This window comes from Embleya sp. NPDC008237 (assembly GCF_042956465.1).
Classification (GTDB): domain Bacteria; phylum Actinomycetota; class Actinomycetes; order Streptomycetales; family Streptomycetaceae; genus Embleya.
The window spans coordinates 456,325-479,593 of record NZ_JBIBGL010000005.1; the positions used below are offsets into that span (position 1 = coordinate 456,325).

Genomic DNA, 23,269 nt, shown 5'->3' on the forward strand with positions numbered 1-23,269 from the left:
ATGTATTGAATGTAGTCTGCCCCGCGTGTCGCAGGCCAACGGTCATGATGACCGCACCCTTCCCCCGTCCTCGGCCGAAGAGCCGTCCGGCGCCTTCGAGTCGCCGGAAACCACCCCTACGCCCACGCTCGTCCCGACGCCCACACCCACTCCCGTGTACAGCCCGAGGGCACCGGACGCCCGCACCCGTGAACTCGTCGACGCGGCCCTGGCCCGCCTCGATCTCGAAGCCAGGGTCCGCCTGCTCACCGGGTCGGGATTCTGGCGAACCGCCGCCGAACCCGCCATCGGGCTGCGCGAGATGGTGCTGTGCGACGGACCGGCGGGCGTGCGGGGCGAGCGCTTCGACGAGCGCGAGCCGTCCGCGTCGCTGCCCTGCCCGACCGCGCTCGCCGCGTCCTGGGACGAGGAACTGGTCGAGCGGCTCGGCGGCCTGCTCGCGATCGAGGCGCGCCGCAAACACGTGGACGTCGTACTCGGCCCGACCGTCAACCTCCAGCGCAGCCCGTACGCCGGCCGCCACTTCGAGTGTTACTCGGAGGAGCCGCTCCTGTCCGGTCGGATCGGAGCGGCGCTGGTGCGCGGCATCCAGGCCGGCGGCGTGGCGGCCACCGTCAAGCACTTCACCGCCAACGACTCGGAGACCGAGCGCTACTCGGTCGACGTACGGATGTGCGAGCGCACGCTGCACGAGATCCACCTCGCACCGTTCGAGGAGATCGTGCGCGCGGGCGGGGTCTGGGCGCTGATGGCCGCATACAACAGCGTGGACGGCATCACCATGACCGAAAGTCCGCTGCTGGAAACGCCGTTGCGCAGCGAGTGGGGCTTCGACGGGCTGGTCGTCTCGGACTGGTTCGCGACCCGCTCCACCGAGGGCGCCGGGCGCGCCGAACTGGACCTGGCGATGCCGGGTCCGGGGCCGGACCGGCCGTGGGGCGCCGCGCTGGTGGCCGCGGTACACGCGGGCCTGGTCGCGGAGGAGGCGGTGGAGCGCAAGGTACGCCGGCTGTTGCTGCTCGCGGCCCGCGTCGGCGCGCTCCCCGCGATCGCACCACCGCCCGCGCCCGCGCGACCGGTGCCGGACCCCGCCGCGCTGCTGCGCGAGTCGGCCGCGGCGGGCATGGTGCTGCTGCGCGACACCGGGACGGCACTGCCGCTGGCCCCGGACACGCTCCGCCGGGTCGCGGTGCTCGGTCCCAATGCCGACACCCCGCGCATCCAGGGCGGCGGCAGCGCGACGGTCGTCCCGCCGTACGCGATCAGCCCGCTGGCCGGGCTGCGCGCGGCGCTGGGGCCCGACGTGGCGGTCACCCATGCCGTCGGCGCGCGCATCCGGCACCGGCTGCCCGCGGTCACCGGCGCCGACGTGCACGATCCCAAATCCGGCGACCCCGGCCTGTGGGTGCGCTTCATCGGCCCGGGCGGCGAGTTGCTGCACGAGGAACTGCGGGGCGGCGGACGGCTGTTGTGGCTCGACGATCCGATCGTGGCGCGAGCCGTGGCGATCGAGGCGGTCGGCGTGCTCCGGGTCCGCGCGGACGGGCCGCATCGGATCGGGGTGGCCGGCGTGGGCCTCTTCCGGCTGCTCGCGGACGGTGTCCCGCTCGTGGACGACGACCTGGTGACCGAGGATCCGCTCGGCGGCATCCTCACCCCGCCCGAACGCTGGGCCGTACTGGAGCTGACCGCCGGTCGGGAGGTCGAGCTGCACCTGCGCCACGAGTTCGCCGCGGAGCGTCCCGGGACCGGGTTCGTGCTCGGCGTGGACCCGCCGCCGGTGCACGAGGACGCGGACCTTGCGCACGCCGTCGCGGTCGCCGCCGACGCCGAGGTCGCCGTGGTCGTGGTGGGCAGCACCGAGGAGAGCGACAGCGAGGGCCGCGACCGCTCGCATCTGTGCCTGCCGGGCCGGCAGGACGAGTTGATCCGCCGGGTCGCGGCGGTCAACCCGAACACGGTGGTGGTGGTCAACAGCGGCTCCCCCGTGCTGCTGCCGTGGCGGGCGGACGTCGCGGCGATCCTGGTCGCGTGGTTTCCCGGTCAGGAGTTCGGCGCGGCGCTGGCGGACGTCCTGCTCGGGCGCAGCGAGCCGGGCGGCCGGTTGCCGATGACCTGGCCCGAACACGAGGACGATCCGGCGGTGTTGTCCACCACGCCGATCGCGGGCCGGCTCGACTACGCCGAGGGCATCCACATCGGCTATCGCGGCTGGGCCCGGGCGGGCGCGACGCCGGCCTATCCGTTCGGCCACGGCCTGGGGTGGACCACGTGGGAGCACGTCGGGATCGAAACGGCCGCCTCCGGCGCCGACTTCGTGGCCCGGGTGACGATGCGCAACACCGGCCCGCGGGCGGGCCGGCAGCTGCTCCAGGCGTACCTGAGCCGCGCCGAGGGCATCGTGGAGCGGCCCGCGTTGTGGCTGGCCGGCTACACGTGGGCGAGCGCACCCGCCGGCGCCGAGGTCACCGTCGACCTGCCGATCCCGGCTCGCGCCTTCGAGCACTGGTCCGCGGAGGCCGGCTGCCGCGAGACCGAACCGGGTCGCTACACACTGCACGTGGGCGCCTCCAGCGCCGACCTGCCGCTGACGGCGACCCTGGAGGTGGACCCGGGTCCGCGGCCCTGAACCTCGCTCGCGGTCGGCCGGTCCATCCCGGGCCGGTCGACCGCGCGCGGTGCGGGCGCGGCACCGAACGCCGCGTCCGCACCGTGCGTGTGCCCCCGATCAGGTCGCCGGCCCGCCCACCTCACCCACGCGGGTCAACTGCCGGTCGGCCTGCGCCTGGATCGTGTCCTTGTCACCGATCTCCACGTCCGGGATCGCATCCGGCAGCGCGTCCTCCATCCGGCTCAGCGGCCGATACGACAGCCCCACCAGGCCCCAGACGCCCAGTACCAGACCGACCAGGACCAGCAACAGGCCGGTGCCGCGCCCGGGTCCGGTACCCAGCACCACGCCCACCGAACCGGCGAGCGCGCCGTCGGGGCGCAGCAGCGGCTCGAACACCCGGTCCGCGAGCGGTCCGGCGGTCACGAAGCCCAGCGGCATCATCGACATCGCCAACATCTGATTGGTGGCCAACACCCGCCCCTGCAACTCCATCCCGACCTTGGTCTGGATCAGGGCCATCCAGTGCGAGTTCAGGATCATCAGCGCCGCCCACAACACGAACAACCCGAGCGCGACGAACACCGGTTCGGGCCGACTGCCCGCGAACACCGCGGCCAGGCCGACCACCGAGGTGAAGCCGATCATGCCGGTGGCCCGCCGCGCGGTCCCACCCCACAGCGCCATCACCAGCGCGCCCAGCACCGCACCGACCCCGCCGAACGCGGTGACCACGCCCAGCGTCACCGCCGAGCCGTCGGCCAGCACCATCGGGGTGACCAGCACGGTGGCCACCGCGAAGAGGTAGTTGAACACCACGAAGAAGACCACCATCGCCACCAGGCCGCGCCGGCGCACGATGTACCGCCAACCGGTGACCACTTCGCGCAACAGCGGCTCCTCGCGCTTCTCGAACAGGGTGTCCGGGAAACGTACTCGCAGCAGTACGGTCACCCCGATCAGGAACGTGGCCATGTCGAACAACACCACGCCGTGCAATCCGACCGCCGCCACCAGCACGCCGCCGGCCAGCGCGGCGAGCATGTCACCGGATCCGGTGCCCAGTTGAGCCAGCCCGTTGGCCTGGCCCAGATAACGTTTGGGCACCAGCTGGGCGATCGCCGCGATGTAGGCGGGCCGTTGGAAGGCGTTGCAGATCGAGCCGACGCACGCCACCACGTAGACATGCCACAGGTGCAGGTGGCCGGTCCACAACAGCACGCCCAGCGACAACATCGCGGCGGCGGCCACGGTATCGGTGGCGATCATGATCCGCCGCCGGTCCACCCGGTCCGCGACCGCACCCGCGATCGGCAACAACAACACCGCGGGCAGCACCGCCGCGACCGAGATCATCGCGAAGTCGAAGGCCGAGCCGGTCCGGAGATAGACCCACACCCCGAGCGCGAACGTGGACAGCGCGGTGCCGATCATCGACACGAACTGCCCGCCCGCCACCTTCGCGAAGGTGGCCAGGTCCGGCCGCGCCGAGGCCGGTCGCGCGCTCGGCCGCTCGGCCGCCGGTGTCGGACCCGCCGACCAACGGCTCAACACCCGGGCCAGTTCGCCGGCCTGATGCTTGAGGAAGTAGTGCCCGGCGCGCGGGATCACCGCCAGCTCGACCCGCGGGCCGAAGTGCTCCCATTCGGCGTAGCGTTCCTCGTACAGCAGCGTCGCCCGGTCCTTTTCGCCCACCACGCACAGGATCGGCGCGGCCACCGGCGCGGGCCGCTCGTCACCGTAGGCGCGCGTGTAGAAGTCCTCGGCCTGGCGCACGTCGTGCCGCAGCGCCCGGATCAGGAACCGCTGTTCGGCCTCGTCGTAGACGTCGGTGAAGCCGCCCATCGCGCGCAGGTAGTCGAGGTAGGCACGGTCGGAGAGCAGCCGGTCGCCGGGCAACCGCCTGGCCACCCACTCGGCGAACCGGCCCGGCAGCCGTGCGGCCGGGAAGGTCCCGCCCAGGGCGACGCCGCGCAGTTCGGCGCCGGCCGCCTCCAACCGCCCGGCCAGCGCGGTCGCCAGCGCACCGCCCAGGCAGTGCCCGTAGAGCAGGATCGGACCGTTGATCCGCTCGGTGATCTGCGCGGTCAGCCGATCGGCGAGCAGCTCCAGTGACTCGGGCTCGTCCTCGGGCCGACTGGGGTCGTGTCCGGGCAACTCCACCGCATACAGGCCATGTTCGGGTGGCAGGGCGTCGGCCAGCGGCTGGAAGGTGATCGGACTGCCACCGCCGTACGGCACACAGACCAGGGTCAGCGTGGTCGGCCCGGCATCCCTGGTGAGGCGGTGCAGCAGCGTGCGCGGGCGCTCGGCCGGGTCCGGGTCGCCGGCACGTTGGTCGAGCAGGGCGGCGAGTTCGCGCACGGTGGGCCGTTGGAACAGGTCGATGATGGACAGCCCGCGGCCGATCGTGCGGACCGCGCGGACGGCGGAGAAGCTGTCGCCGCCCAGCGCGAAGAAGTCGTCCGCCGCACCGACCCCGGTCGTGCCCAACACCTCGGCGAACGCCGCGGCCACCGCCGCCTCGGTCGCGGTGTCGGGCTCGACGTGGCCGGTCTCGACCGGTGCGAGCTCGGGCGCAGGCAGCGCCGCCCGGTCCACCTTGCCCGCGTCGGTCAGCGGCAGTGCGTCCAGCACGAGCACCGCCGAGGGCACCATGTAGTCGGGCAGGCGGGTCCGGCTGGCGGCCCGGATCGCGGCGCCGTCCACCGCGGCGTTCGGGTCGGCGACCACATAGCCGACCAGTTTGCGCGCGGCACCCTCGCCGCGGGCCACCACGATCGCCTCGCGAACCCCCGGCTGCCCGGCCAGTTCGACCTCGACCTCGCCGATCTCGACCCGGAAGCCGCGGATCTTGACCTGGTGATCGGTCCGGCCGAGGAACTCGATCAGGCCGTCCGGACGACGCCGGACCAGGTCCCCGGTGCGATACGCGCGTCGACCGGCCCACTCGACGAAGCGCTCCGCGGTCGTCTCCCGCCGACCCAGATAGCCGCGGGCCAGCCCGGCCCCGGTCACGTACAACTCGCCCGGCACACCCACCGGCAACACGCGACCGCGCCCGTCCACCACGTGCGCGCCCACGTTGCCGAACGGCAGTCCCAGCGGGGCACTCGACGCCCCGGCCGGCACGCCGGTCACCGGCGCGCCGAGCATCGAGACGGTGGTCTCGGTCGGGCCGTAGTGGTTGTGCAGGGTCAACTCCGGCCGGGCCGTCCGGATCCGGTTCACCAGATCGGCGCGCAGCGGTTCGCCCGCGCAGATCAGCAGCTCGCGCGGAAGCACCTCGGCGAGCCGATCGCCGAGCGCGGCCAGCCCCTCCAGGTGGCTGGGCACCAGCTTCATCGCATCGATGCGATGGGCGCCCAGATACCGGGCGAACGCGTCCGGATCGGTGGCCTGGTCCCGGGTCAACAGGTGCAGGCAACCGCCACCGGTGAGCGCGCCGAACACATTGGTGGTGCCCAGGTCGGCGGCGAACGTGGAGACCAGCGCCCAGTTCCAGGGCCGCCCGTCGGCCGCCCGCCCCGGGCCCACCCGCTCGCGCAGACCGGCCAGGTAGTTGCGGTAGTTGCGGTGCTCGACGGCTACCGCCTTGGGCGTGCCGGTGGAGCCGGACGTGAACAACACGTAGCAGAGGTTCCCGGGCCCCGCCTCCGCGCCCGAGCCGGCTGGGGCGGCTGGGTCACCCGGCGCGGACGGATCGGCCGGGGTGGTCGGCGTGGCCGAGCCGAGCAGGCCGGACGCCTCGCGATCCGCGACCCCCTGCCCATCGCCCTCCGACCCCGCGGGCCCCGCCTCGACCGGCACGATCGGCACCGAACCGGCCACCCGCCCCCGTAGGTCCTCGGTCGTGACCACGGCGACCGCATCGGCCGCGCCCAGCAACGCCCGCACCCTCTCGTCCGGATACACCGGATCCAGCGGCAGATAGGCACCGCCGGCCTTGAGGATGCCCAGCATGCCCACGATCAGCGCGCTCGAACGCTCCACGAACAGCCCGACGACCCGATCCGGGGCGACTCCCTCGCCGCGCAGCCGATCCGCCAACGCCATCGCCCGCGCATCGAGTTCCGCGTAGCTCAGCTCCCCGTCGGCGCCGCGCACGGCGGGTGCGTCCGGGGTGCGCCGAGCCTGCTCCTCGACCAGGGCATGCAGCGTGCCCTCGGTGTCCCACTCCCGAGCGGTGTCGTTCCAGCCGGCGAGTCGGCGTTCCTCGACGGCCGTCAGCAGCGGCAGGTCGTCCACCGGCCGGTCCGGATCGGCGATCATCGCGTCCAACACGGTGGTCAGGTGGCCGAACACCCGCCGGATGGTCGCCTCGTCGTAGAGCACGCTGCGCCAGACCAGGTCGGCGACCAGCTGATCGCCGGGTCCGGTGTCCAGCACGGCGACCGCCAGGTCGAACTTGGCCGCGCCGGTGTGCGTATCGCACCACTCGACCTCGACGCCGGGCAGCACGGGACGGGCGGGCGCCTGGTTGTGCACGTTCAGCAGGACCTGGAACAGCGGCGTGTAGGCGAGTTCCCGCTCCGGACCGAGGGCGTCGATCAGCCGGTCGAAGGGGAGTTCCTGCCGCGCGAACGCGGCCAGGGTGTGCTCCCGCACCCGGCCCAGCAACTCCCGCACGGTCGGCTCGCCGGACAGGTCGGTACGCATCGCCAACGTGTTCACGAAGCAGCCGAGTAGGGCGTCCGTGCTGCTGTGCGTGCGCCCGGCGACCGGACTGCCCACCGTGACGTCCGTGGTCCCGTTGTACCGGCCCAGCACGATTTGCAGAGCGGTCAGCAGCACCATGTACGTGGTGCCGCCGGTGCGTTCGGCCAGGGCCCGGATCCCCCGCGAGCGCTCCGCCCCGAAGGCGACCTGGATCCGCTCGCCGCGGGTGTCCGCGACGGCCGGGCGCGGGCGGTCCTCCGGCACGGTCACCGTGCCCGACGCGCCTCGCAGCCGGGCCAGCCACCAGGCCGTCTGCCGGTCGAGTTCGGCCGCGAGCGTGGTTTGCTGCCGGTACGCGAAGTCCGCGTACTGCACCGGCAGCGGCGGGAGTTCGGGCGGATGGCCGGCGCATCGCGCGGTGTACGCGGCGGTCAGGTCCCGGAACAGCACGCCCACCGACCACGCGTCGGCCGCGATGTGGTGCAGCACCACGCTCAGCACGTACCGCTCGGCCGAACGCAACAGCGTCACCCGGATCGGCAGTTCGCCGGCGAGGTCGAACGGGCGGCGGGCCTCGGCGGCGAGCAGCCCGGCCACCTCCGGCTCGGGCCGGTCGAGCACGGACACCCGGAACTGCTCGATGTCGTGCACGGTCGGCAGCACGTGCCCGTCCACGCTGGGATACACCGTGCGCAGCACCTCGTGCCGGGCGACCACGTCGGTCAGCGCGGCCACCAGCGCGCCCTCGTCCGGCCGTCCGGTCAGGCGCAGCACGAGCGGCATGTTGTAGGCGGCGCCGTCGGGTTCGTACTGGGCGAGGAACCACATTCGGCGCTGCGCCGCGGACAGCGGCGCGGGCACGTCCGCGGGCCTGGGCATCAGGTCGGTGCGGGGTGTCGCCACGCGGGCCCGGGCCAGTCGGCGGCGGAGCAGCTCGCGGCGGGCCTGCTCCGGGTCGGGCTCGGGGCGGGTGGTCAGAATCTCCTCGGAGTCGGTCATCCCACGTCCAGGTCGGTCGAGGTGTCGGTGGTGGCGTGGCCGGTGTGGTTGCTCGACGGGCTCGGGGCGCCGAGGGCGGCGGGCCCTGCGGGGACACCGAGCCCGTCGAAGCCGCCGGGCTCGTCGAGTTCGCCGAGCAGGATGTCCTCGATCCGCCGGGCCATCGCGGCCAGCGTCGGCGCCTCGAAGACCACGCGCAGCGGGAAGTCGATCTCGAAGCGTTCGCTCACCACGGCCATCAGGCGCAGCGCGAGCAGTGAATTGCCGCCCAGCGCGAGGAATCCGTCGTCGCGGCCGATCCGGTGCGGGCCGAGCAGCTCGTGCCAGATCTCGGCCAGAATCTCCTCGCAGTCGCCCTCGGGCGGGGCGCCGCTGCCGCCGGGCCGGGGTTCGGGCAGGGCGGCCCGATCGATCTTGCCCGCCGGGGTCAGCGGCAGCGCGTCGAGCGGGACCAGTACGCCCGGAACCAGGTGCCGGGGCAACCGTTCGGCGAGCGCGGCACTCAGGTCCGCGGCGTCGAAGGCGGCCTCGGTCACGACGTAGCCGACCAGGGTCGGTCCGGCCGGTCCCTGCCACAGTCGCGCGACCGCGCCGGTGACGCCCGGGAGCGCGGTCAATCCGGCCTCGATCTCGCCGAGTTCGATCCGGAAGCCGCGCAGCTTGACCTGGTGGTCGGCGCGTCCGTGGTATTCGAGCGTGCCGTCGCGTCGGCGGCAGGCGAGGTCGCCGGTGCGGTACATCAGCGCGCCGGGCGGCCCCAGCGGGTCGCGGACGAAGCGCTCGGCGGTCTGTTCGGCCCGGCCCAGGTAGCCCAGCGCGACTCCGGCGCCGGCGATGCACAACTCGCCGGGCGCGTTGATCGGCGCGGGCCGTCCGGCCGCATCCAGCACGTACACCCGGGTATTGGCGATCGGTGTGCCGAGCGGGACCACGCGTCGCGCGGCATGCGTGCGGTCCACCCGCAGGACGGTGGACCAGACGGTGGTCTCGGTGGGGCCGTACATGTTCCATACCCGCGCACAGCGGTCGAGCAGGGCGCCGGCCAGGTCTCCGGTCAGTGCCTCGCCGCCGCAGAGCGCCACCAGGTCGGGCCGGCCCGGCCAGTTCGCGTCGAGCAGCATGCGCCAGGTGGCCGGGGTGGCCTGGCACACCGTCACCTCGCGGCGGGCGAGCCACTCGGCGAGCCTGCGGCCGTCGCCGGCGGTCTCCCGGGAGGCGATCTCGACCCGGGCGCCGACCACCAGCGGCAACCACAGTTCCAGCGCGGCGATGTCGAACGTGAGCGTGGTGACGGCGGCCATCGTGTCGGCGGGGCCGAGTCCGGGCCGGTCGGCCATCGAGAGCAGGAAGTTGACGATCGCCCGGTGCGGTACGACCACCGCCTTGGGCCGGCCGGTGGAGCCGGAGGTGTGGATCAGGTAGGCCGGATCCTCGCTCTCGGCCCGTCCGGGCAGCGCAGCAGAGGAGGCGGCGGCGACCTCCGGGCCGTCCACCAGGACCACTTCGTAGCCGGGATCGGCCAGGAGCGGGGTGCCGGCCGCGTGCGCCCGCTCGCCGACGATCAGGGTGACCTTGGCGTCGTCGAGCAGCGCCCGGTTGCGGGTGACGGGTTGCTCGGTGTCGATGGGCAGGTAGGCGGCGCCGGTGCGCAGTACGCCCAGCAGGGCTGCGGGCAGCAGGTGGGAGCGCGGCATCGCGATCGCCACGAGGGTGCCGCGTTCGGCGCCGCGGGCGCGTAGGGCATGGGCCAATCGGTGTGCGATCGCGTCGAGTTCGGCGTAGGTGAGCGTGCCGGAGTCGGCCGAGACGGCGATCCGGTGCGGGGTGCGGGCGATCTGCGCCGCGACCAGATCGGCCAGGCCCAGGTCGGGCCGCGCGGTCGGGGCCGGGTTGTCCGCCTGGATCAGGCGTTCGCGTTCGGCCGGATCGAGCATGATCGTTTCCGCGATCGCTCGGTCCGGCGCGGCCAGCACCTCGGCCAATACGGCCATCAGATGGTCGATGATCGTCTCGATCGAGGCCGGGTCGTAGCGTCCGGTGCGGTACTCCACGGACAACAACGGTCCGGAGGCCGGGAACTCGAGGAACATCGACAGGTCGGTCTTGGCCCCGCCGTTGCACACCTCGTTCAGGAACTCCAGTTTCAGTCCCGGAAGTTCGACCGAGGCACCCGGGTGGTTCTGGACCGCGAGCAACATCTGCGACACCGGGGTCGAGGATTCCGCGCCGGTCACGCCCGCGAGGCGCAGCTGCTCCAGGTAGGGCAGTGCGCAGTGATCGAGCGCGTCGAACACCACCGGACGCAGCCGGTGCACCACCTCACGGAACGTGTCGGTGCCCTCGATCCGAAAGCGCAGCGGCACGGTGTTGAGCAACGGGCCGACCACGTCCTCCAGTTCGGGCACCGGGCGGACCGCGAACGGGGTCAGCACCGCCTGATCGGTGCGGCCGGTGACGCGGTGCACGAGCGTGCCGAGCGCGGCGAGCAGGGTCATGTACAGGCTGGCACCTTCGCCTGCCGCCCATTCCTCGGCGGCGCGCAGGAGTTCGGGATCCAGGCGACGGGCCAGTCGGGCTCCGCTCGGGTCGAACGGGTCGGGGTGGTCGCGGTCGCCGGGCAGGTGCTGCTCGCCTCCCAGGCTCTTGAGCCGACCGGCCCAGCGCTGCGCCTCCTCGTGTTGGGCGTTCGCGTAGCGCCGCTCCCATTCGGCCACGTCGCGGTATTGCAGGGTCGGTTCGGCCAGTGGCAGCCCCTGGTAGGCGCAGGCCAGGTCGCGCAGCAGCAGGCCGATCGACCAGCCGTCCATCGCGATGTGGTGCACGGTGAGCAGCAGTTCGTGCCGGTCCGGGCGGACCCGCACCACCAGGGCGCGCAGCAGTCGGCCCTCGGCCCGGTCCAGTGGCCGCATCGCCTCGGCGCGCAGCACGGCATCCAGGCGTTCCTCGTGCGCGTCCTCGTCGCCGTCCGCGCCGGGCAGGTCGAGCACCGGCACCTCGACGGGGTAGGGCGGGCGGATCTCGGCCGCCCATTCGCCGGTCCGGTGCAACAGCGCCGTGCGCAGCACCTCGTGTCGGCGCACCACCTCGCCCAGCGCCCGGCCCAGCGCGGCCACGTCCAGGGCGCCGGTGGCCCGGATCCGCAGCGGCACGTTGTACAACCCGCTGCCCGACATGACCAGCTCGTGCATCGCGTACTCACGTTGCACGGTGCCCACCAGCGCGGGCCCGTTCAAAGTGCGGTGCGGTGGTTCGACCATCGGGGCGGCGGTGGAACTCTCCGCCCGATCCACCCGCTCGGCCACGGCGGCCGGCGTGGGGCCGGCGAAGAACGCGTCCAGCGTGATCCGCACCCCGCAGGCCCGCTCGATCCGGGCCAGCAGGCCCACGGCGAGCAGCGAGTTGCCGCCCGAGTCCAGGAACGGGTCGTGCACGCCGATCCGGGACGCGTCGAGCACGTCGCGGAAGATTTCGGTGATCCGGGTCTCGGTCGGCGTCCGCGGCGCGACGAACTCGACGTCCCGAATCCGGGATCGGGCCGCGGCGGGCAGCGCGTTGCGGTCGATCTTGCCGTTGAGGGTGAGCGGCAGGTCGGGCAGCACGGTCACCGCGTCGGGCACCATGTAGGTCGGAATCCTGGTCAGGCAGTGCGCGCGCAGCTCGGCCGGAGTGGGTTCCGGAATCCGGTCGGCGCACTGCACGAACGCCGCCAGATAGGGTCCCGCCGCGTCCTCGCGCAGCACCACGGCGGCGGCCTGCACGCCCGGGTGGCCGGTCAACACCGCCTCGATCTCGCCCAGTTCGATCCGGAACCCGCGCAGCTTGACCTGGTGGTCCACGCGCCCGTGATACTCCAGCGCGCCGTCGGGCCGGCGGCGGACCAGGTCGCCGGTGCGGTACCGGCGCTCCCCCGCCACCGTGACGAACCGCTCGGCGGTCAGGTCGGGGCGCCCGTGATAGCCCTGCGCGAGGCCCTCGCCCGCGAGGTAGAGCTCGCCGAGTTCGCCGGGCGCGGCGAGCTCGCCGTGTTCGTCGTGCACGTGCACGGTGGTGCCGGGCAGCGGTATACCGATCAGCGGCTCGGCCCGGTCGGTGCGATCCACCACTGCCCAGGTGGAGTACACGGTGTCCTCGGTCGGCCCGTACAGGTTGTACAACCGCTCGATCTGCGGACATGCGTACACCTGATCCGCGACCCGACGCGAGAGCGCCTCGCCCACCAGGTTGATCGTGCGCACCGCGCGCGGCAGTCCGGGCCCGCGTAACAGCGCGGCCATCGCACTGGGCACGGTGTTGATCAGGGTGACCTCGTCCCGGGCGGGCGCGTCCGCGAGCGCGAGCACGTTCTCCACCAGGATCACCGTGCGGCCGACGGCGAGCGGGAAGAACATCTCGAAGACCGAGATGTCGAAGCACACGGAGGTGGCGAACAGCACCCCCCGGGCCTGGTCCGGCCGGTAGGTGTCGGCCGCCCAGCGCAGCATCGCGGTGACGCCCCGGTGAAGCACCCGCACACCCTTGGGCCGGCCGGTGGAGCCGGAGGTGTACAGCACGTAGGCGAGATCGTCCGGGCCGGTGTGCGCACGGGCCGGTCGCAGGTCCGCGGGCGGTTCGGCATCGACGTACACGAGGCCGGCCGTGGCGCCGGCGAGCAGGTGCTCGTGCGAGCGGTCGGTGACCACGACGGGAGCCTGTGCGTCGCCGATCACCCACTCCAGGCGCTCCCGTGGGTACTCCGGATCCAGCGGGACGTACGCGGCACCCGCACGCAGCACGGCGATCAGCGTCGCGAGCAGGTGCGGGGTACGCGGCAGGCAGACGCCGACCAGATCGCCGTGCCGCACCCCGGCCGCCGCCAGGCGCGCCCCGACCAGGTCGGCCTGCTCCCCCAACTCCTGGTAGGAGAGCCGGTGTTCGCCGGCGATCAAGGCAATCGAGCCGGGCGAGTGATCGATCCGGGTATCGACCAGAGCGGCCAGGGATGCGGCCGGATCCAGTGCTGGGAAAGCGGTTGGACTCATCGACTCTCCTGAGGTGTCCTGGTGCCGATTCGTGGTCGGCGGCGCAGACGATGTGCTCCCGGAGAGATCGTGGAGGAAAGCGTTGACTGTGCCTAGCATCTGCCCCTCACTACTTCGGGTTGGCTGAAAGCCGCCGTCGCGGCCGGTCGTCGTCGGCGTGCCGACGACTCCGAGGCACCCGAACGGTTGCGGCGGACCGGCCGCGACACCGCGTGGGCGCGGCCGGGTGTGCTCGGTGGCTCGGCGGTCGATCGCCGGGTGGTGCTGCGCCGATCATTCGGGCGGTGGGTCCGTCGGTCCGGCGACCGGTCCGTCGAACCTCGGGCCGGTCGGCGGTCGACCGCTCCGTCCAAGTGTCGCGTCGGCCCGTCGGTCCGTCGTCGCGTTGCTCAAGAAGTACCGCCCGGGCCTTGCACCGCGCTTGGTGCGCGCCGGATCCCGAAGCCGAATACGCGCTCTCCGCCGCGCGGATGCTCCGCCCCGCCGACCCTCCCCCGCCCGGCGCGCCCCGTCCCGCCACGGGTACGGCAACGGGCGCGGTTGGGGAAACGCTCTCGGCGATGCTCGCGCGCGGCGATCCGTCCGGCGACGCTCGCCCGTATCCAACCGTTGAGCAGAGCTTCGCCCTCGTGTGTTCGGGGGTTCGTTCGCGCTTCCTACCGTTTCGACCATGTTCTCGCGAACGTCTTCGTCCCCGTTCCGGCTGCCTCGGCGGCATCGCTCCCGACTCCGGGCCGGCGCCCTGGTCGCAACTCTCGGCATCGGCGCCGGCGCCGGCCTGATCGACGTCTCACTCGCGGCCGCCGAACCCGCCGCCGCACCGACCGCCGGCGACGTGGTGGTGTCGGAGGACTTCGCCGGCTCCGCACTACCCGAGGGGTGGCGGGCCGTCGAGGGCGATTGGCAGGTGCAGAACGGCCGACTGGTCGGCACCTCCGCGAACTCCGGCCAACAGAGCCGGATCACCTTCGGCCGGCACCTGGCGGACTTCCGCTTCGAGGCGGTGGTGCGCTTCGAGAGCGCCACCGACAGCGCCCGCTGGACCGCCTTCGGCCTGGACGTGCCCACCGCCGGAACGACCCCGTGGTCGATCGCAACCATGCGTACCGGTACCACCGCGGCCAACGGCCTGGAGTTCGCCCAGCGCACGACCGCCAATACCTGGAACGTGACCGACACCGGCTCGGCGCCCACCGCCGCCGGGACCGGTCGGGACGTGCGGGTCGCGGTCGAGGTGCACGGCAGCCGGGCCCGCCTGCTGGTGGACGGCCGCGAGGCGTTGCGCACCACCCGGCTCCAGCGGTCCACCGACGGCGCGCAGGCGCTGCTCGTCAACGGTGCGCGGGTCTCCTTCGACGACGTCCGGATCACCCGACTGGACCCGGAGGCGAACGCCTACCTGCGCGCGCCCGGAGCCCCGCCGACCGTGATCGCACACCGCGGTGCCTCCTCGGCCGCGCCGGAGAACACGCTCGTCTCGGACGAGACCGCCCGCCGGGCCGGCACCGACTGGATCGAGAACGACGTCCAGCCCAGCAGGGACGGCATCCCGCACATCCTGCACGACGACACGGTCGACCGGACCACCGACGGCAAGGGCCGCATCCGCGACCTGACGGCCGCTCAACTCGCGGGCCTGGACGCCGGTTCGTGGTTCTCCCCGCTGCACGCCGGGGCCCGGGTGCCGACGTTGCGCGCCCAACTCGACGACCTGCGCACGCGCGGCGGCAACCTGCTCCTGGAGATCAAGGGCAGGCACACCAGGGACGAGGTCGCCCGGATCGTCAAGGACATCCGGGACACCGGGATGAGCGGACGGGTCTTCGTCCAGAGCTTCGAGGTCGACGCGCTCGTGTTCACCCACGAGGTGGCGCCCGACCTTCCGCTCGGCCTGCTCCGCAGCACGCTGGACGCGGACCCGGTCGCCCTCGCCCGGCAGCTCGACCTCAGGGCCTACAACCCCTCGGCCGCCGCCCTGGCCACCCGCCCCGGCCTGGTCGCCGACCTGCATCGGGCCGGCGTCGCCGTGATGGCGTGGACGGTGGACGACGCGGCCGGCTGGAAGACCCTGGACGCGGGCGGCGTGGACGCGTTCATCACCAACCGCCCCGCCGAACTGGCCGGCTGGATCGCCGCGTGGCGACAGATCGGCCCGCCCGTGTCGCCCGCCGCACCGACGGTCAAGGTACTCGCGCCCGCGCCCGGCGCCCGGGTGGAGCGCGCGAGCAACCCGGTGCCCGCGCTGCACACCACAGGCGCCGAGACGGTCCGACTCACCCTGGACGGACGGGAGTTGCCGCCCGGTGTGCCGATCGACTCCGGCACGCTGCCGCTCGGCTCGCACACGCTGCGCGCCGAGGCCAAGGGCCCGGGCGGCAGCACGGCGGTCGAGGCCGGCTTCACGCTCACCGCGTCCAGGACCGGCCTGGCGCACCTGATCCTGACCTCCGCCGCGGACCACAACGCGATCGCCACGCTCACCACCATGCTCGCCCACGACCAGTACGACGCCCTCGCCCGGTGGGCGGACAACCAGGCCGGGCGCACCATCCCGGCGGATCGCGCCCGGTTGATCGCCGGCGACGCCCGCGCACTGCTCTGACGGCGGCACCGGCGCCGCGAGGCCGCGAGGCGCGGAAGCGCGGACTCCGGGACCGCCCGCGTCGACCGGTGCCGGTCGAGCACGACGGGCAGGGGCAAGCGCAGGGACAGGACAGGACGGGACGGGGCTGCTCGGCAACCGGGCGCCCCGTCTCGGCCCGTCACTACCACCCGTGACCCTTCAGCTCGGGATGCGCGCGCCAGTAGTCGACGAGTTCGACGAAGGACGGGTCGGTCACCAGCCCGAGCCACTGCTCGCCGGTGATCGGAGCGACCGTGCGGGACGGTTCGTGCGCGAGGATCCCGAGGGCGACCGTGCCGTTCCGATACCGGAAGGACGAGAACGGGCCGCCCTTTCCCGGGTCGGCGACCGGGAGGTCGGTCCGTTCGGGAAAGTGGACGGCGGCGAACTCACCGTCGGGCAGCGCCCCGTCGACGCAGCCGGAGCCGGCGGGTCGGGCGGCCGGAGGCTTGCACCCGGGGTCGTACGTGTCCGCGCCGAGCCGCGGGCCGAGTTCGCCGGCCATCGGGACCGCTCCCTCCGGCAGTCGTCCGCCCGTCCGGCTCGGGTCGATGTACAACACGACCCGGTACTCCTTGCCCCCGACGGTGACCCGGTAGTCGCCGAACGAGAGTTCGCTGACGGCCACCGCCGCTCCCGGCGGCAGATGTCGTTGCAGCACATCGGCCACGCTCTGCCGGAACGCCTGCCGCTGTCGGATCAGCCGGGCGGACAGCCCGGCGTCGTAGCGGTCGCCGAAGGGGTCCGGAAGCACCGGATAGGCCCGGCTCGCCGGAGCCAGGGTCGGCCCCGCGTGCGCTCGGTCCACGTCGTCGGTCCACGGCTGCCAGGCACACAGCACCGCCGCGGCGAGCACAACCGGCGTCCCGGCGGCGAGCACGGCCCGGACCACGACCCGGCGGCGCCGGCCCGGGTCACCTGCTCCGCCTGCCCGACCCGGCAGGACCGGCTCGATGGCGCGTGCGGTCACAGGCACCTCCCCGTCATCGCCGGCGCGTTCCGCTGCGGGCACGCCCCCGTCGTCCCTGGCGCCTTGCGTTTCGGGGACGTCCCCGTCATCCGTCGAAGTCACGCCGCTTCGATGGTCGCCGGCCGGTATCGGTTCCCGGCGACGCCGCGGAGGCATCCGCGCGGTGCGCCGCCGACCCGCCGGGGGTGCGGGCGCCCCGGGTCAGTGGCCGGGCACCAGGTCGGCAAGCCGGTGGGCCGCGCCGGTCGAGGCAGTGGTCGCCTCGGCGGTTCGGCGCGCCAGGGTCGAGTCGTGGCGCAGCGCGTGTGCCCCGTGGCGGGTGCGCCAGGCGAGGGAGGGTTTGCCGCCGGTGTCCGCGGCGGCGATCAGCAGACCACCGAACATCGACACGTTCTTGAGGAAGTGAATGCGCTGCCCGGCACGTTCCTGCTCGGTCTCGGCCCCCCAGAACCGATGCCCGGCGAGCGTGGTCGGCACCAGCGTGACCGCGAGCGCGAGCGCGGACAGACGCGGCACCCGGCCGAGCGCGAGCAGCGTGCCGGCAACCAACTGCACGCCGCCGTTCAGCCGTACCGCCGTGCGAATATCGGCCGGCACCACCGGCACCCATGCGGCGATACGGCGCACCACGGGTTCCGCGGCGGGCACCACCCGGTCCGGACGCACCACGGCGTCGTAGCCCTGGAGCACGTAGATCGAGGCGAGCATGGGACGCGCGAAGGTTCTCAACACAGCCATGCCCGGACGAGTGCCCCCGGAACGGGCGCCTCGAACCCACCCGAACACCTCGCCCCGCCCCGGCGGTCGAAACACTCCGGCGGCGTTCCGACGATCGGCCGGTATACCCGGTGACGGACCGTACACTGCGGGAATGGCCGAACGGAACGCGGCGAGTGCCCTGGTATTGCTGGTCCCCGACGTCGAACAGGTCGTCGAGCCCTGGCGCGAACGCTACGACCCGCGCACCGCCGACGGGATCCCCGCGCATGTCACCGTGCTCTACCCGTGGCTCCCGCCCGCGGACATCGGCCCCGCGGACCTCGCGGCGCTCGCCGACATCGCCGCCGCGCAGCCCGCGCTGGACCTGGTCTTCAACCGGGTCGGCCAATTCCATCGGGGGTTGTGGCTGGCACCCGATCCGGCCGAGCCGGTGCTGCGCCTGATCGAGGCGGTGACCGGCCGCTGGCCGGACTACCTCCCCTACGGCGGCGCATATCTGGACGACGCCGACGACGTCGGTCCGCACCTGACCGTCGCGCTGGGCCAGGGCCCCGACGAACTGCGGGCCCTGGCACAGGAGGTGACGGGCCGTCTGCCGCTGCCCACCCGGGTCGACCGACTCGACCTGGTGGTCTGCGACGACGACGGCGACTGGGCCGTCCGGGACTCGTTCGCCTTCGCGCCGCGCACCGCCGACGATGCGACCGGTGGGGGCCGACCCTAGGTCCCGCGCCGAGCACCACGGCGCGGGACGAAGACGGACCCTAGCCGGCCGCGCGGGCCCGCCGTTGGCGCTTGGACAGGGCCGCCTGGGAGAGGTCCTCGGCCTGGGCCTTGAGGTTCTTGTAGCCGTAGCCCCGCTCGGTCAGCCACGCCTCGGCTCCGGCGACCGCCCGGGCGGTCGCCGGCACGATGTCCTCCTCCGCCTCCCCGGAGTCCAGGAAACGAAAGGTGAAGAAGGGCCGCGCGGCCACGTCGTAGGTCAGGTGCCCTTCCGCCGTGAAGGCGGCCCGCAGGACGTCGTGCTCGGCCGCCTCGGCCGCCAACGCCGCCCGCTGCTCGTCACTCAGGCCGTCGAAGGCGCCCCGGACGGTGATCCGAAAGGTACGTTCACTCATACGCAAACCCTAGGCACCGCCTCAAGCGAATTTGCCGGCCGCGACGTCGTGCCGGGGCGGCGGCGAAGGCGCGGGCCGGCGGGTCAGCTCTCCTTGGTCCAGGAGCCCAGGACCATGAGGGTTTTGGTGCCGGTGACGTTGCCGTTGCGGCGGAGGTGGTCGATCACCTGTTGCAGATGGGTGATGTCGCGGACGCGGACGTGGATCAGCGCGTCGGGGTCGCCCGCGATCGTGTAGACCGCCTGTACCTCGGGCGTGTCCGATGCGGTGCGCACGATCTCGCCGACCGGCATGCTGCCCGGGTAGCGCAGTTCGGTGAACGCCTCGACGCCCCAGCCCAGTTTGGCGTGGTCGATCTGGACGGTGAAGCCGGTGATCACGCCCTCCTCGCGCATGCGGTCCACCCGACGCTTGACCGCCGCGACGGACAGGCCGATCTGGCCCGCCATCTCGGAGAAGGTCCGCCGTCCGTCCTCGCGCAGCATGCGCAGGATGGTGTGGTCGATGCTGTCGATCTCGGCCATGCTCGACGCTCCACTCTTCGGCGCTGCCACGCAAAACGCCAGGCCATGAACCGGACCGGCAGGCAAGAATCTTGCGCCCCGAGGGCGATCCACCGCAAGTTGCTTGCGCGGGTGCCGCGAACCTCCGGCGCGCGCCGATCCCCGTGAGCGCCCGCGGGGCGGGGGCCTCGGCCCGATACGCTTCCGCCGAGGTCCGCCGGAACGCGTCGACCGGATCGGGAGGGGCTGGGCCATGGGCAGGACACGGGCGGATCAGGGCGCTACGGACGAGGTCCCCGGTACATCCGATCCCGCGCCGGGCCACGCACACCACGCGGCCGGCCATGGCGGCCACGTACCCGGTCACGGCCACGCGCACGGGCCGCCGTCGCCCGCGTCGGCCCGGCTGCGGCGCCTGGTGGCCGCCGTCCTGATCCCGTTCGCGGCGGCCGTGGTGGTGGGCCTGGTGGTGCTGTGGCCGGGCGGCACCCCGGCGCACCCGCGTACCGGAGTCGGCTTCGACCAGGAGACCCGGGACGGACGGGTCACCCGGGTCGAGGAGTTGCCCTGCGCGCAGGCGGACGCCGAGGTCTTCGGCGGCCCGGCCGACGCCGGCGGCCCACCCGGCGGCAACGGGACCTCCGGTGCGGACGGGCAACCCGGCAGCACCGCCCCGCCCGACCACCCCGGCGGTATCCCCTGGCCGCCGCCCTCGCTCGGCGCCTCCGGCGCACCCGGCACACCGGGCTCCGCGGCGGCGCCCGCCGAGTGCCACCGGGCCACGATCGAGGTCACCTCCGGCGCGGACAAGGGCCGGCGGATCTCCCAGCTGGTCCGTCCCGGTGAACTGCGCCGATTCTCGGTCGGCCAGGGAGTCGTGCTCGCGTACTCCCCCGGTGCCCCGGAGGACCTGCGGTATTCGGTGATCGACGTCCGGCGCGGCCCGCCAATGTTGCTGCTCGCGGGCCTGTTCGCGGTCGCGGTGATCGTGGTGGGTCGACTGCGCGGACTGACCGCACTGATCGCGCTCGCGATCAGCTTCGCGGTGTTGTCGTTCTTCATCCTGCCCGCCATCCTGCAGGGTTCCGATCCGCTCCTGGTCGCGGTCGTGGGCGGCAGCGCGATCATGTTCGTGGCGCTGTACCTGTGCCACGGCCCGTCCGCACGTACCTCGGTCGCGGTGGTCGGCACGCTCGTGTCGTTGTCCCTGATCGGCGTGCTCGGGTCGCTGTTCATCGGGTGGGCGCACCTGACCGGCAACACCTCCGACGAGACCGGCCTGGTCCACGCGCTGTATCCGGACATCGAGTTGCACGGCCTGTTGTTGGCCGGGTTCATCATCGGATCGCTGGGCGTGCTCGACGACGTGACCGTCACCCAGACCTCGGCGGTGTGGGAACTCAAGCAGGCCGACCCGACCATGACGGCCCGTCGGCTCTACCGGGCCGGCATCCGGATCGGCCGCGACCACATCGCATCCACGGTCAACACCCTCGTCCTGGCCTACGCGGGCGCGGCGTTGCCGCTGATGTTGCTGTTCTCCATCGCCCGTCGGGACGTCCTGGACGTGGCCACCAGCGAGATCGTCGCCGAGGAGATCGCCCGCACCCTGGTGGGCAGCATCGGCCTGGTCGCCTCGGTCCCGGTGACCACCGGCCTGGCGGCGATCCTGGCCGCGGCCGACCACGGCAAGCCCGCGCGGGGCAGGCCCGCCCCGGCTTCGGTGCCCGCGGCCCGGGGCCGACACCGAGGGCGCTGACCGCGCATCCGGCGTGAGAGCGCGGGGCACGGGGTGAGCCCGGGCACTCCGCTGCGCCCCCCTTCCGCCGTGTCTCGGATTCGGGATATCCTCCCTGATATGAGAAACACCTCTGATCCGAGAAGCCCGGGTGCCCACGCCGAGGCGGCGCCCGGCGGCGGCACTCCCGAGGAGGTGGAGGCTCGGTTGGCCGGACGGCTGGCCGGGCTTCGGGCGGAGCACGGGTGGTCGTTGGACGAGTTGGCACACCGCGCGGATGTGAGTCGATCCACGCTGTCCCGGTTGGAGCGCGGCGAGATCAGCCCGACGGCGGCCCTGCTCGGCCGGCTGTGCGCGGTGTACGGACGGACGATGTCGCAGTTGCTCGCCGAAGTGGAGTCGGAGCCCTCGCAGTTGGTACGGGCCGACCGGCAGGAGGTGTGGGTGGACCGCGCCTCGGGCTTCACCCGGCGCTCGGTGTCGCCGCCGCACCCGGGACTGCGCGGCGAGGTGGTCGAGGGTGTCCTGCGGGCCGGTGCGGACATCTCCTACGACGGGCCGCCCGTGCCGGGGCTGGAGCAGCACATCTGGGTGCTGGAGGGCGTCCTGGAGATGACCGCGGACGGTCGCGTGCACGAGGTGCGCGCCGGGGACTGTCTGCGCCTTCGACTGTGGGGCCGCTCGCGCCTGCGCTGCCCCGGCCCGGATCCGGTCCGCTACGCCCTGCTGATCGTGCTGCCGTGATGGAGACCTCGATGCACACCGTCACCCGGCTGACCGCCGAAGACTTCCGAAGCAGCGTGCCGGGCCTGGCCGGCCTCCTTGCGGACGTCGTGGCCGACGGCTCCTCGCTCGGCTTCGTGGCGCCGTTCGACGCGACCGAGGCGGCGAGGTGGTGGCACGAACGGGAGTCGGCCGTCGCCGACGGCAGCCTGCACGTGTGGATCGCCCGCGGCGCCGACGGCGTCGCGGGCACCGTGAGTCTGGCCCTGGAGCGCAAGCCCAACGGCCGGCACCGCGCCGAGGTGGTCAAGCTCATGGTGCACCGCGACGCGCGCGGTCGCGGCCTGGGCCGGGCCCTGCTCACGACCGCCGAACGGGCCGCCGCCCGAGCGGGCGCCACCCTTCTGCTGCTCGACACCGAGACCGAGAGTACGGCGGACCACCTCTACCGCGCGGCCGGCTGGACCCGCTACGGCGTGGTCCCGCACTACGCGGCCGACCCGGCCGGCGCGCTGCGGGATTGCAGCTTCTACTACAAGCAACTGGCCTGACCCACGCACCGATCCACCCCTGCCCGCCCTGCTCGCCGCGCCGGCAGGCACCACATCGGGGCGGGGGCCTGCACCAGCGCCGGGCCTGGGGGTCGCCGGATACTGCCCGCAGGCGAACTTCCCTACCTTCGGGGGGAGTCAGTCATCCACCCGAGGCAAGGGACGATCACCGTGGACCGCAGCAGAAACCGCAAGTTGGCCAGGGCCGCCGCATGCGCCGGCCTCGCGCTCGGCGCCGTGGGACTGTGCACCGCACCGGCCCTGGCGGACGGTCCGCCGACAGCCCGCACCGCCTCGGCCCCAGCCGCCGCACCACTACCCGACTTCGACTTCACCGACTGCCCCGCGCTGCCGGCCGACGCGGACCCGGACAAGTGGCGCTGCGAAGTGCACGTCGCCACCGGTGAGATGCGACTCGGCGGACTCACCGTCCCGCTCCGCCCGATGACCATCACCCATGCCGAGGGCCCACTGCCCGACGGCTCGACCGGACAGGTGTTCGGCGCGATGCACGCCACGCCGAGCCCGGCGACCGGCGGCCTGCTCGGCGTCCCCGGACTGCCCGAGCGGGCACCGGTGTTGGGGGTGAACGTCGAGACGAGGTACGGCGGTTGGTTCGACTTCCTCTCCCACGGCACCGCCGCCGGCGGCCTGGATGTGACCCTCGCGCTGAGCGGTCCCCTGCTGCCGCAGGGGTGTTCGATCGGCACCGAAGAGCACCCGATCCGGCTGACCATGATGCGCAAGGGTCCCAACGAATGGGTGTCCAAGGACCCGCCCGTCCTCAAGGGCACCTTGTGGGACAACACCGTCGCGATCCCCGCCGCCACGAACTGCGGCCCGCTCGGCACCGTCCTCAACCACCGCAACGCGCTGCCCTCGCCCGCCGGCTCGAACTCGGTGACCCTGGACGGCCTGTACACGTTCAAGACCTACACCCAGCTGGGCCGCTGAGCCCACCCGACGACGAACAGCCCGCCCCGGACGGCCCCGCCGTCCGGGGCGGAGCCGTTTCCGGACCCGGATCACGCATGCG

Annotated in this window: 13 protein-coding genes; 7 read left to right on the forward strand and 6 right to left on the reverse strand. The window is 73.2% G+C overall.

Annotated elements, in window-relative coordinates; all coding sequences use genetic code 11:
* Positions 1 to 25 precede the first annotated feature (25 nt).
* Positions 26 to 2,629, forward strand: coding sequence for a beta-glucosidase (locus ACFZBU_RS15745; RefSeq protein ID WP_391584115.1), 2,604 nt, complete (start codon positions 26 to 28; stop codon positions 2,627 to 2,629).
* Between the two features lie 99 nt (positions 2,630 to 2,728).
* On the opposite strand, the gene ACFZBU_RS15750 is transcribed toward ACFZBU_RS15745, so the two are convergent.
* Positions 2,729 to 8,269 (reverse strand): amino acid adenylation domain-containing protein, encoded by a 5,541-nt coding sequence (locus ACFZBU_RS15750; protein ID WP_391584116.1) that lies wholly within the window; start codon positions 8,267 to 8,269, stop codon positions 2,729 to 2,731.
* A complete protein-coding gene (locus ACFZBU_RS15755) occupies positions 8,266 to 13,287 on the reverse strand; it encodes an amino acid adenylation domain-containing protein (RefSeq protein WP_391584117.1) in 5,022 nt (1,673 codons plus the stop codon). Before ACFZBU_RS15755 ends, ACFZBU_RS15750 begins: the two co-directional genes overlap by 4 nt.
* A 670-nt stretch (positions 13,288 to 13,957) precedes the next feature.
* On the opposite strand from ACFZBU_RS15755, the gene ACFZBU_RS15760 reads away from it, so the two are divergent.
* Positions 13,958 to 15,889, forward strand: coding sequence for a glycerophosphodiester phosphodiesterase (locus ACFZBU_RS15760; protein ID WP_391584118.1), 1,932 nt, complete (start codon positions 13,958 to 13,960; stop codon positions 15,887 to 15,889).
* A gap of 163 nt (positions 15,890 to 16,052) precedes the next feature.
* Here ACFZBU_RS15760 and ACFZBU_RS15765 read toward each other — a convergent pair whose 3' ends face one another.
* Entirely contained in the window at positions 16,053 to 16,880 is an 828-nt protein-coding gene (locus ACFZBU_RS15765; RefSeq protein ID WP_391584119.1) for a hypothetical protein, read from the reverse strand.
* Positions 16,881 to 17,081: 201 nt separating this feature from the next.
* A complete protein-coding gene (locus tag ACFZBU_RS15770) occupies positions 17,082 to 17,618 on the reverse strand; it encodes a DoxX family protein (RefSeq protein WP_391584120.1) in 537 nt (178 codons plus the stop codon).
* A 133-nt stretch (positions 17,619 to 17,751) separates the two neighbouring features.
* Between ACFZBU_RS15770 and ACFZBU_RS15775 the strand changes: the two genes are divergently transcribed.
* Positions 17,752 to 18,324: a 2'-5' RNA ligase family protein gene (locus tag ACFZBU_RS15775; protein WP_391584121.1), complete on the forward strand. Its 573-nt coding sequence runs from the start codon at positions 17,752 to 17,754 to the stop codon at positions 18,322 to 18,324.
* A gap of 40 nt (positions 18,325 to 18,364) precedes the next feature.
* Here the strand turns inward: ACFZBU_RS15775 and ACFZBU_RS15780 are convergent, their stop codons facing one another.
* Together ACFZBU_RS15780 and ACFZBU_RS15785 are read right to left on the reverse strand one after the other, a co-directional pair.
* A complete protein-coding gene (locus ACFZBU_RS15780) occupies positions 18,365 to 18,718 on the reverse strand; it encodes a DUF6204 family protein (protein ID WP_391584122.1) in 354 nt (117 codons plus the stop codon).
* Positions 18,719 to 18,801: 83 nt separating this feature from the next.
* Positions 18,802 to 19,242 (reverse strand): Lrp/AsnC family transcriptional regulator, encoded by a 441-nt coding sequence (locus ACFZBU_RS15785; RefSeq protein ID WP_391584123.1) that lies wholly within the window; start codon positions 19,240 to 19,242, stop codon positions 18,802 to 18,804.
* A 232-nt stretch (positions 19,243 to 19,474) separates the two neighbouring features.
* Here ACFZBU_RS15785 and ACFZBU_RS15790 point away from each other — a divergent pair, with 232 nt between their 5' ends.
* From ACFZBU_RS15790 to ACFZBU_RS15805, 4 genes are all read left to right on the forward strand, one after another.
* On the forward strand, positions 19,475 to 20,980 hold the full coding sequence (locus tag ACFZBU_RS15790; RefSeq protein ID WP_391584124.1) for a YibE/F family protein: 1,506 nt from the start codon (positions 19,475 to 19,477) through the stop codon (positions 20,978 to 20,980).
* A 99-nt stretch (positions 20,981 to 21,079) separates the two neighbouring features.
* Positions 21,080 to 21,703: a helix-turn-helix domain-containing protein gene (locus tag ACFZBU_RS15795; RefSeq protein WP_391584125.1), complete on the forward strand. Its 624-nt coding sequence runs from the start codon at positions 21,080 to 21,082 to the stop codon at positions 21,701 to 21,703.
* Positions 21,703 to 22,233 carry a GNAT family N-acetyltransferase gene (locus ACFZBU_RS15800; RefSeq protein ID WP_391584352.1) on the forward strand — a complete coding sequence of 177 codons (531 nt, stop codon included), beginning with the start codon at positions 21,703 to 21,705 and terminating at the stop codon, positions 22,231 to 22,233. The genes ACFZBU_RS15795 and ACFZBU_RS15800 overlap by 1 nt, the downstream gene beginning before the upstream one ends.
* A gap of 171 nt (positions 22,234 to 22,404) precedes the next feature.
* Positions 22,405 to 23,187 carry a hypothetical protein gene (locus tag ACFZBU_RS15805; RefSeq protein ID WP_391584126.1) on the forward strand — a complete coding sequence of 261 codons (783 nt, stop codon included), beginning with the start codon at positions 22,405 to 22,407 and terminating at the stop codon, positions 23,185 to 23,187.
* The last annotated feature ends 82 nt before the right edge of the window (positions 23,188 to 23,269 follow it).

Excerpts from the sequence above, each read along its gene's own strand:
- ACFZBU_RS15775 (WP_391584121.1), top strand. The coding sequence starts at position 17,752 with ATGGCCGAACGGAACGCGGCGAGTGCCCTGGTATTGCTGGTCCCCGAC.
- ACFZBU_RS15785 (WP_391584123.1), bottom strand. The coding sequence starts at position 19,242 with ATGGCCGAGATCGACAGCATCGACCACACCATCCTGCGCATGCTGCGC.
- ACFZBU_RS15780 (WP_391584122.1), bottom strand. The coding sequence starts at position 18,718 with ATGAGTGAACGTACCTTTCGGATCACCGTCCGGGGCGCCTTCGACGGC.
- ACFZBU_RS15800 (WP_391584352.1), top strand. The coding sequence starts at position 21,703 with ATGGAGACCTCGATGCACACCGTCACCCGGCTGACCGCCGAAGACTTC.
- ACFZBU_RS15755 (WP_391584117.1), bottom strand. The coding sequence starts at position 13,287 with ATGAGTCCAACCGCTTTCCCAGCACTGGATCCGGCCGCATCCCTGGCC.
- ACFZBU_RS15770 (WP_391584120.1), bottom strand. The coding sequence starts at position 17,618 with ATGGCTGTGTTGAGAACCTTCGCGCGTCCCATGCTCGCCTCGATCTAC.
- ACFZBU_RS15760 (WP_391584118.1), top strand. The coding sequence starts at position 13,958 with ATGTTCTCGCGAACGTCTTCGTCCCCGTTCCGGCTGCCTCGGCGGCAT.
- ACFZBU_RS15790 (WP_391584124.1), top strand. The coding sequence starts at position 19,475 with ATGGGCAGGACACGGGCGGATCAGGGCGCTACGGACGAGGTCCCCGGT.
- ACFZBU_RS15795 (WP_391584125.1), top strand. The coding sequence starts at position 21,080 with ATGAGAAACACCTCTGATCCGAGAAGCCCGGGTGCCCACGCCGAGGCG.
- ACFZBU_RS15750 (WP_391584116.1), bottom strand. The coding sequence starts at position 8,269 with ATGACCGACTCCGAGGAGATTCTGACCACCCGCCCCGAGCCCGACCCG.